The 8,844-nt window shown below is 33.6% G+C and carries 7 protein-coding genes; 5 read left to right on the top strand and 2 right to left on the bottom strand.

Annotated elements, in window-relative coordinates:
* Positions 1–181: 181 nt before the first annotated feature.
* Positions 182–2,275, top strand: coding sequence for an outer membrane beta-barrel family protein (locus B0A58_RS03815; RefSeq protein ID WP_089079951.1), 2,094 nt, complete (start codon positions 182–184; stop codon positions 2,273–2,275).
* An 84-nt stretch (positions 2,276–2,359) separates the two neighbouring features.
* Here the strand turns inward: B0A58_RS03815 and B0A58_RS03810 are convergent, their stop codons facing one another.
* On the bottom strand, positions 2,360–3,901 hold the full coding sequence (locus tag B0A58_RS03810) for a glycine--tRNA ligase (protein ID WP_089079950.1): 1,542 nt from the start codon (positions 3,899–3,901) through the stop codon (positions 2,360–2,362).
* A 94-nt stretch (positions 3,902–3,995) separates the two neighbouring features.
* On the opposite strand from B0A58_RS03810, the gene B0A58_RS03805 reads away from it, so the two are divergent.
* Together B0A58_RS03805 and B0A58_RS03800 are read left to right on the top strand one after the other, a co-directional pair.
* Positions 3,996–4,679, top strand: a complete 684-nt coding sequence (locus B0A58_RS03805; RefSeq protein ID WP_089079981.1) for a ComF family protein — start codon at positions 3,996–3,998, stop codon at positions 4,677–4,679.
* 103 nt (positions 4,680–4,782) lie between these two features.
* The gene (locus B0A58_RS03800) at positions 4,783–5,166 is read left to right on the top strand and encodes a hypothetical protein (protein WP_089079949.1); all 384 of its coding nucleotides are present in this window, start codon (positions 4,783–4,785) and stop codon (positions 5,164–5,166) included.
* Between the two features lie 67 nt (positions 5,167–5,233).
* Here B0A58_RS03800 and B0A58_RS03795 read toward each other — a convergent pair whose 3' ends face one another.
* Positions 5,234–6,580, bottom strand: coding sequence for a serine hydrolase domain-containing protein (locus B0A58_RS03795; RefSeq protein WP_089079948.1), 1,347 nt, complete (start codon positions 6,578–6,580; stop codon positions 5,234–5,236).
* A 162-nt stretch (positions 6,581–6,742) separates the two neighbouring features.
* Between B0A58_RS03795 and B0A58_RS03790 the strand changes: the two genes are divergently transcribed.
* Together B0A58_RS03790 and mtgA are read left to right on the top strand one after the other, a co-directional pair.
* Positions 6,743–7,855 (top strand): NAD(P)/FAD-dependent oxidoreductase, encoded by a 1,113-nt coding sequence (locus B0A58_RS03790; protein WP_089079947.1) that lies wholly within the window; start codon positions 6,743–6,745, stop codon positions 7,853–7,855.
* 242 nt (positions 7,856–8,097) lie between these two features.
* On the top strand, positions 8,098–8,781 hold the full coding sequence (gene mtgA, locus B0A58_RS03785; protein WP_089079946.1) for a monofunctional biosynthetic peptidoglycan transglycosylase: 684 nt from the start codon (positions 8,098–8,100) through the stop codon (positions 8,779–8,781).
* Positions 8,782–8,844: the final 63 nt, after the last annotated feature.

Below are 8,844 nucleotides of genomic sequence, written 5' to 3'. Positions count from 1 at the left end.
ATAAATATATTTGGTATAGCAAAAAAATGCTTGAAAAATACCTCACCAAGAAAGTAACTTTTTTAGCCCCAACTTTTAACAGGTTTTTTTAATGAAAAGTGTTGTATTATGTAAAATTTGATTAATTTTGTAAAAAAATACATTTATTGGTGTTTTTCATTTTAAAAAAATAAAAATTTATATGCGATTCTCTATTATTATACCCATGTTATTGATAATCAGTAACTTATTTGCTCAAAATCAGACCAAAAAAGACAGTATTGCAAAACAAGAACTCAAAGAAGTAGTCATTCAAAACAACAAAAAAAGCATAGAACAAAAGGCCGATAGAACCATTTTTAGTTTTTCGGATCAGGCACACCTCAACTCGGGGTCGCTGTTGGAAGGATTAAAAAAATTGCCAGGACTCATCGTTTCAGACGTGGCCGGTATGATGTATCAGGGCAAACAACTCGAAGTATATATGGACGGAAGACCAACCAATATGTATTCTAACGAGCTTACCTCCTATTTGGAAGGGATGCCTGCCAATGCTATCGAAAAAATTGAAATCATTACACAGCCTGGTGCCGAATTTCCTGCTACTTCGGGTGGTGCTATTATTAATATTATTACCTCAAAAAATGCTAAAAAATATGTAAGTGCCACATATTCAAATGGGTATTCCTTTAGCAAATATACCAAATCCCGACACCGATTTAACAACAGTATTTTGATTAATGCAAAAAATGATTGGTTCGGCTGGCAAGTACAATTAGGACAAAACTATAACGAAAGTTTTCAAAAAACGATATTCAAATCAACTGATTTGTTGTTGTCGGACAATTATTCCGACAAAAAAAACAAACTCTATTTTATCAAAACAGGATTAAAATTTGATATAAAAAATGATCGATTGTTGCTCAATTACGACATCAACACTCAAGCTAATCTTGCCGATATTGCTGCTTTTGGATACGGATTTACAGCAAACGACAATAGTAAAACCAATAAATTGAGAAACGAAGTATCGGTAGTTTATCAAAAAAGGTTTCAAAACACGGCTAAAAAGTTTGACTTTAGTTTGGATTTCAATCAAAACCAAATCGATTTTAATCTGCACCCTATAAACCAAAATGCAGCAACTTTGTCCAATAATTCATTACAAAATTATTATCAATTTAAAATTGATTTTACAAATGAGTGGCATTTTTTAGACAAAACCAAATGGAGTATTGGAACATTAGCAGAGCGAACGGATTTTGAAACCCGTAATTTTGATGTGGTTAATTTAGATTATACCCGAAAAACTTTTTCAATCTACAACGAGTTGCAATCTACCTACAAATCATTTGATTTTATTTTTGGAACCCGATTAGAATCATACGAAATAACGGGTAAAACAGATACCTACACCCTCAATACCTTCAAGCGTGTACGGCTTTTTCCAAACGCTACCATACAGTATAATCTTATGAAAGATATTTTTATTAATGCCAATTACAACCAAAAAATTAGTTTGCCTAATACATCTGCCTTAAATCCGAACAATACAAATTATCAAAATCCAAACGTAAATTTTTATGGAAATCCTAATTTAGACCCCACTTTATTTGATAATTATGAAATAAAATTAAGTGCCATGGAGTATTTCAACATTGGCTACTCTTGGACTAATGCACAAAACCAAGTTATTAGCCGAATTGTTTCGTCTAACAGCAGTGCTGCCAATGTGTCGCAAAATTTACCCAAAATGTCGATTCATCATTTTACCTTTGGATTTCCTGTGCCTTTTATGATTTTTACAAAAGGAATCAAAAAAATGTTAGAATATAATTTTAACCCCGACGAAATCAATTTTATTTACTTGTATCTCGAAAATCAAAAACATATTATCGAGGGGCTTGATTCAAAAGGGGTTACTTATTTTGGCTTTATGGCACAAATAATATTGCCTCAAAAAATAAAATTTACAACCAATTTCAACTCCTCAACAACAGGTGGAAATTATTATTATTATCAAATGAACAGGCCATTTTATAACCAAATGGATTTTACATTTTCAAAGAAATTTCTTTCAAATAATTTGTCTGCTTCTATTGTTTTGAATGATGTTTTGAATACCAATAGGCAAGATTTATCGGGCATTGGGACCCCTTTTACATATCAAAACAAATATGATTCAAGACGAATTGGTTTTTCTATCAATTATAAATTGCCTAGCAAAAATAAGTTAGCAAAAGAGGAAAATATTTTGACTAAAGAACAAAAAGAAGATAAAACATTAGTAAAATAGTCATTGTTTGATGTACTTATACAAAAAAAACCAAGTTTTTCTATTGAAAGACTTGGTTTTTTTATGTATGATAAATTTTAGAAATTATATTTTCATCAACCAATTTTTTATCGAAACGGCATCGTTAATGATGTTTTTCAATTCAGAAATGGCGACTCTATCCTGTTTCATAGAATCTCTATGTCTAATTGTAACCGTTTGATCTTCAATAGTTTGATGATCTACTGTGATGCAAAATGGAGTTCCTAGAGCATCTTGTCGTCTGTAACGTCTGCCCACAGCGTCTTTTTCGTCGTAAGCCACATGAAATTCCCATTTTAAATCGTCTATTATTTGACGGGCTAACTCGGGCAAACCATCTTTTTTTACCAAAGGCAAAACGGCTGCTTTTGTAGGAGCTAAAACTGCAGGAAGTTTTAACACGGTTCTTGTAGAGCCATCTTCGAGGGTTTCTTCTTTCAAAGAATTAGAAAATACGGCCAAGAACATTCTATCCAACCCAACAGATGTTTCTACAACATAAGGAGTATAATTTTTATTTTCATCGGTATCAAAATATTGCATTTTTTTGCCAGAAAACTGTTCATGTGCTTTCAAATCAAAATCTGTTCGAGAATGGATACCTTCTAGTTCTTTGAAACCAAAAGGAAAATTAAACTCAATATCGGCAGCAGCATTGGCATAATGAGCTAACTTTTCGTGATCGTGAAAACGGTAATTTTCTTTGCCCAATCCTAATGACAAATGCCAGTTCAATCGGGTATTTTTCCAATAGTCATACCATTTCATTTCATCGCCAGGTTTAACAAAAAATTGCATTTCCATTTGTTCAAATTCTCTCATCCTAAAGATAAATTGTCTGGCCACTATCTCATTTCTAAAGGCTTTACCTGTTTGAGCAATTCCAAAAGGAATTTTCATTCGCCCTGATTTTTGAACATTCAAAAAATTGACAAAAATACCTTGAGCGGTTTCTGGACGCAAATATAAATCCATGGCATTGTCTGCCGATGCACCCAATTTGGTACCAAACATCAAATTGAATTGTTTGACTTCAGTCCAATTGCGAGAGCCCGATTCAGGACAAGCAATTTCGAGTTCTTCAATCAATGCTTTAACGTCTTCGAGGTTTTCTGTTTCGAGGGAACGGGCCATTCTTGCCAAAATTTCATTTTTTCGGGTCAAATAGTCTTTAACTCTTGTATTGGTAGTTATAAATTCCGTTCTATCGAAAGCATCGCCAAAACGAACTGCTGCCTTTTCTATTTCTTTTTCGGCTTTTTGGTTCAATTTTTCGGCATAATCTTCTATCAAAACATCGGCTCTATACCGTTTTTTTGAATCTTTGTTGTCTATCAAGGGGTCGTTAAAAGCGTCCACATGCCCCGATGCTTTCCAAGTAGTTGGGTGCATTAAAATGGCTGCATCTAGCCCAACTATGTTTTCGTGCATCTGAACCATGGATTTCCACCAATAGTCTCGAATGTTTTTTTTCAATTCTACACCGTTTTGAGCATAGTCATAAACGGCACTTAAACCATCATATATTTCGCTAGATGGGAATATAAACCCATATTCTTTTGCGTGCGAAACCACATTTTTAAATAAATCTTCTTGTTTTGCCATAATGTTGCAAAAATATAAAATCCATTTTAAAATTTATAAAAATGTTGTACGAATTATTTTTTTTTTTAATTTTATAACAAAAAAAGTGCTTTTTATGAGTTTGAGTCCCCTAAATTTGTTTTTTCCTAAAGTTTGCTCGGGTTGTTCGATGGCTTTATTGTCCTCAGAATTTGTTATTTGTACCAGTTGTAGGCATTTGATTCCTAGAACCAATCAAATTTATGAATTACAAAACGAAACTTTTCGTCGTTTTTATGGACAAATAGAGTTGGAATTTGCCTTTTCATTAATGTATTTTCACAAAAAAGGCCTTGTGCAACAGTTGATGCACCACCTCAAATATGAAGGGCATCAAGACATTGGGGAAGCTCTAGTGTCTTGTTTTGCCGAGCCATTGCTTCATTTTCCAAAAATAAATGATGTAGATGAAATTATACCCGTTCCTATTCATCCCAAACGATTAAAATCTAGGGGCTACAACCAACTCACACGTTTTGGACAATCGCTTTCTAAATTGATCAACAAACCCTACAACCCTCATATACTGGAACGTAGTATTTATACTGAAACTCAAACTAAGAAAAATTTAATTTCAAGAATTTCCGAGCATAAAACAGTTTTTAACGTCCATTTTTCGGAGCATGACTCGGGAAAGCATTTTTTACTTATAGACGATGTGATTACTTCGGGGGCTACTTTGGAAGCTTGTTGCAAAGCCCTTTTGAAAATTCCAAATATTAAAATCAGTATTATTTGTTTGGCAATGGCCCATTCTTAACAAAAAATTAAAAAAACATTTTAAGTGATAAAAAATAACTATAATTTAAGTTTTTAATTTATAAAAATAAATAAATTTGCAAAATAATAAATATTATAAAATCATGAAAAAATCAATTATTTTTGGTCTATTTGCATTAAGTACTAGTGCAATTGGATTGGCACAAGACAAAATTGCAGGAGCAGACCAAGACGCTCACGGATGCAAAGCTTCGGCTGGATATACCTACTCTACATTAAAAAAAGAGTGTATTCGTAGTTTTGAACAAAAAATTCAATTAAAAGAAATTGCTTCAAAAGGACAATTTAATGCCGCAGTAGTTTTTAATGCTGATAAATCAAAAGCTGAAATCTTTTTGAAAGAGGAAAAACAAGGGGTGGTTTTGACACACGCTGGAAAAGTTTGGAAAAACGCTGTATATTCACTTACAGTAATCAAAGGCAAATATGAATTGACTAAAAACAAAAAAGCCGTTTACAAGTCGTAAATATTTGATACGTTAAAAAAAAACCGCCATTTTGATTGGATTCAAAAGAGGCGGTTTTTTGTTTTCTTTATTTTTGGATACTTTTTACAATTCTAGAAATCAATTGATTGAAATCGAATTTTGGATTTTCTTGAAGCCCCATCCTAACAATGACCAAGTCATAAGAAGGAATTATAGCTACCATTTGCCCCTGAAAACCGCTACAATAATACATGTCTGAAGGCACATCTGGAAAACGTTTTCCGGCATTGAGCCAAAAATGAGCTCCATAATTTTGATTGGAATTGGCCGTTGGGGTAGCTACATATTTTGCCCAACTAGGGTCAAAAATTGTTTCGCCATTCCATTTACCTTGATGCAAATACAACAAACCCAGCTTGCTCCAGTCTCGGGTGGTGGCCCAGCCATAAGATGAACCAACGAATTGTCCAGACATATCTGTTTCAACAATCATAGAGTGCATCCCAATTTTATCTATCAATTCTTGGTACCAAAAATCCAAATAGGCCTGTTGAGTAGGGAATTGATTTCTCAGTATTTTTGACAATAAATTAGTGGTTCCTGATGAATAATTCCAATGGGTGTTGGGTTTGAAAATGGCTTTTTTTTCTAATTGTACTTGTCCCATATCCGAGGCTAAAAACAGCATTTTAGTGGCATCTGATATTTCGTTGTAATTTTCGTCCCACTCTAATCCAGAGTTCATGTGTAACAAATCATTTGTTGTAATGTTTTTTCGTTCATCAGTTTGCCATGCTACAATGGGTGCAGGTTTTTTGATGTCGAATTTGCCTTGATGTTCCAAAATACCAAAATAAGTTGCAGTCAAACTTTTAGTCATCGACCAACCTAATATTTTGGATTGTTGATTGAAACCCTGTGTGTATTTTTCTGCAATCAAGTGGTCTTTATAAAGCACTAATACAGAGCGAGTTCGTTTGAATTTTTGACCTTCTAAATCAAAAGCTTCTGTTACGGCTTGTTCTAATTTTTGATAATCAATAGTCTCAAAAATACTATCTTTTGGTTTGCCATTACCATAAGGAAACGGAATGTTTGAGGCTAACCGCTGTCGTTTTGGAACATACACTTTTGCATCAGGATCGTAGGTATCGTTTATCAAAGTAGCCCCAAGCCCCTCTCTATAAATGGCTTTTCGCTCTTTTAACCCAAAAACAGAGGCACTAGCCCATTTTTGAAGGTCGTTTATTTGATTTTTGGCTAATGAAATCAACGGAATATCATTGTCGGTGGTTTCAATAAGTTGTTGTGGCCTTTGATCTATAAAATGTGCAGATGCAATACTCTTGGCCGAAAATCCCGAGATTAAATCGAGTTTTGGATAGGTTGTATAACCAAAATAAACCAGAACTATTGCTATGATATAAGCTACATATTTTAATATTTTTTTCATTTGTTTGGATTTTTTATACGATGGATTAATCGATAACTCGATTGGTAAATGTATATTTTTTTTTGAAAAAGACAATGGCAGCTACATTTTTTTTTTGAAGTATTTGAAAATAATTTTTAATTTAGGCTTAAAACATGTATTTTTATCCAAATTTTTTTAACGATGAATTGGAGTTATTGGGAACTAAAAAACTGGTTTACAAACCTAGATTTTACCATTGTGGGCAGTGGCATAGTGGGTTTACATGCTGCATTACAACTAAGGGAACGTTTTCCTGAAAGCCACATATTGGTACTCGAAAAAGGGGCTTTGCCTCAGGGTGCTAGTACCAAAAATGCTGGTTTTGCATGTTTTGGGAGTCTTTCGGAAATTATTGACGATTTAAAAACCCACTCGGAAGAAGAAGTGTTAGATTTGATTCAAAAAAGATGGCATGGACTACAATTACTACGCAAGAATCTGGGCGATAAGGTATTGGATTTGAAACCTTATGGTGGCTATGAACTATTTTTAGCATCGGACGAGCAGCATTATTCTGAATGTGTGCAAAAATTGCCTTTGATCAACGACATGCTTAAATCGGTTTTCAAATCGGAAGTTTTTTCTAAACAAATAGACCGTTTTGGATTTCAAAATATTCAAGAATCTCTTTTTTTCAATCCTTTTGAATCGCAAATCGATACGGGCAATATGATGCAGGCCTTGCTAAAAAAAGCTGTTGCAAATGATATTTTGATACTCAACCAACAAACGGTTTTAGATTATCATGACAATGGAAATCAAGTAGTTGTACAATTAGAAGGGTTTGATTTTTGTACAAAAAAATTACTTTTTGCTACAAATGGTTTTGCCAATAAACTAACAAACGGTGCCGTAAAACCCGCACGAGCCCAAGTACTGATTACCAAACCAATTCCAAATCTGGATATCAAAGGTACTTTTCATTTGGATAGAGGTTATTATTATTTTAGAAACATTGGCGATAGACTACTTTTTGGCGGTGGGCGAAATTTAGATATTCAGGGCGAAACCACCACCGAGTTTGGACAAACCGACATGATTCAAAACCAATTAGAACATTTGCTTCAAACCGTTATTTTGCCCAATTATTCGTATGAAATAGAGCACCGTTGGAGTGGCATTATGGGGGTTGGTTCTGTAAAAAAACCCATCGTTGAGGCCCTTTCAAATAACGTTTATTGTGGTGTAAGGCTTGGAGGCATGGGGGTTGCTATTGGCAGTCAAATTGGAACAGATTTAGCAAATTTGATATAGAAAAAAAATGGATGGCATATATTTTATAAATTTGCAAATTAAAATAAGTGGACAATCTATTGTATAAAACATCCAAAAGCATTGGGTTTAATTTTGGAAAAATGATACAGAAACAAAGACTGGAACTATCAAAATGTTGATAATCAAGTTTTTAGTATTTTATTCTTATTCATGTAATAAGGCATTTATGATGACATTTAAATTAGTAAAACAAAAAAATATTTTTAATTAAAAAATAAGATATGATTGATAGGTTTTTTTCAATATCAAAAAAAATAATAAAATGGTTTTTTATTCTTTCGATAGTTTCTGTAATTCTATTCAGATGGTTGCCTGTTCCATTTACACCCTTGATGATAACCCGACTGTTTGAACAAAAATTTGATGGCAAAGACCTCAAATGCAACCACGATTGGGAACCATTAGAAAACATTTCGCCCAATTTGCAAAAAGCCGTTATAGCCAGCGAAGATGCCTCGTTTTTGACCCACAAAGGATTTGATTTTACGGCTATGAAGCTGGCTTTTAAAAACAACAATAAAGGTAAAAAAATAAAAGGCGGCAGCACCATTTCTCAACAAACTGCCAAAAATGTTTTCCTTTGGCAAGGTCGCAGTTATATTCGTAAAATTTTGGAAGCTTATTTTACGGTATTGATTGAAGTTTTTTGGGGCAAAGATCGCATTATGGAAGTTTATTTGAACTCTATCGAAATGGGCGAAGGCGTTTATGGGGCTCAAGCCGCATCGCAATATTGGTACAAAAAAGAAGCTTTAGACCTTAATGTCAATCAAGCAGCGGGTATTGCAGCCATTTTACCCAACCCCCGAAAATACAAAGCCACCAACTCGTCTCGCTATATAGAAAATAGAAAAAACAGAATTGTCCGAACAATGAAACTAATGAAAAAAGTGAAATACCAATAATTACGTGAAAAAATACCTCTTTGCTATATTATGTTTTGCAAATTTATGGATTAGTTGCACAAA

It is taken from the genome of Flavobacterium branchiophilum NBRC 15030 = ATCC 35035 (genome assembly GCF_002217205.1).
Taxonomy (GTDB): domain Bacteria; phylum Bacteroidota; class Bacteroidia; order Flavobacteriales; family Flavobacteriaceae; genus Flavobacterium; species Flavobacterium branchiophilum.
The sequence above is the reverse complement of the archived record's forward strand: the minus strand, read 5'-3'. Positions and strand labels throughout refer to the sequence as shown.

Coding starts and splice junctions, on each gene's coding strand:
- B0A58_RS03815 (WP_089079951.1), top strand. CDS start 182: ATGCGATTCTCTATTATTATACCCATGTTATTGATAATCAGTAACTTA.
- B0A58_RS03810 (WP_089079950.1), bottom strand. CDS start 3,901: ATGGCAAAACAAGAAGATTTATTTAAAAATGTGGTTTCGCACGCAAAA.
- B0A58_RS03805 (WP_089079981.1), top strand. CDS start 3,996: ATGAGTTTGAGTCCCCTAAATTTGTTTTTTCCTAAAGTTTGCTCGGGT.
- B0A58_RS03800 (WP_089079949.1), top strand. CDS start 4,783: ATGAAAAAATCAATTATTTTTGGTCTATTTGCATTAAGTACTAGTGCA.
- B0A58_RS03795 (WP_089079948.1), bottom strand. CDS start 6,580: ATGAAAAAAATATTAAAATATGTAGCTTATATCATAGCAATAGTTCTG.
- B0A58_RS03790 (WP_089079947.1), top strand. CDS start 6,743: ATGAATTGGAGTTATTGGGAACTAAAAAACTGGTTTACAAACCTAGAT.
- mtgA (WP_089079946.1), top strand. CDS start 8,098: ATGATTGATAGGTTTTTTTCAATATCAAAAAAAATAATAAAATGGTTT.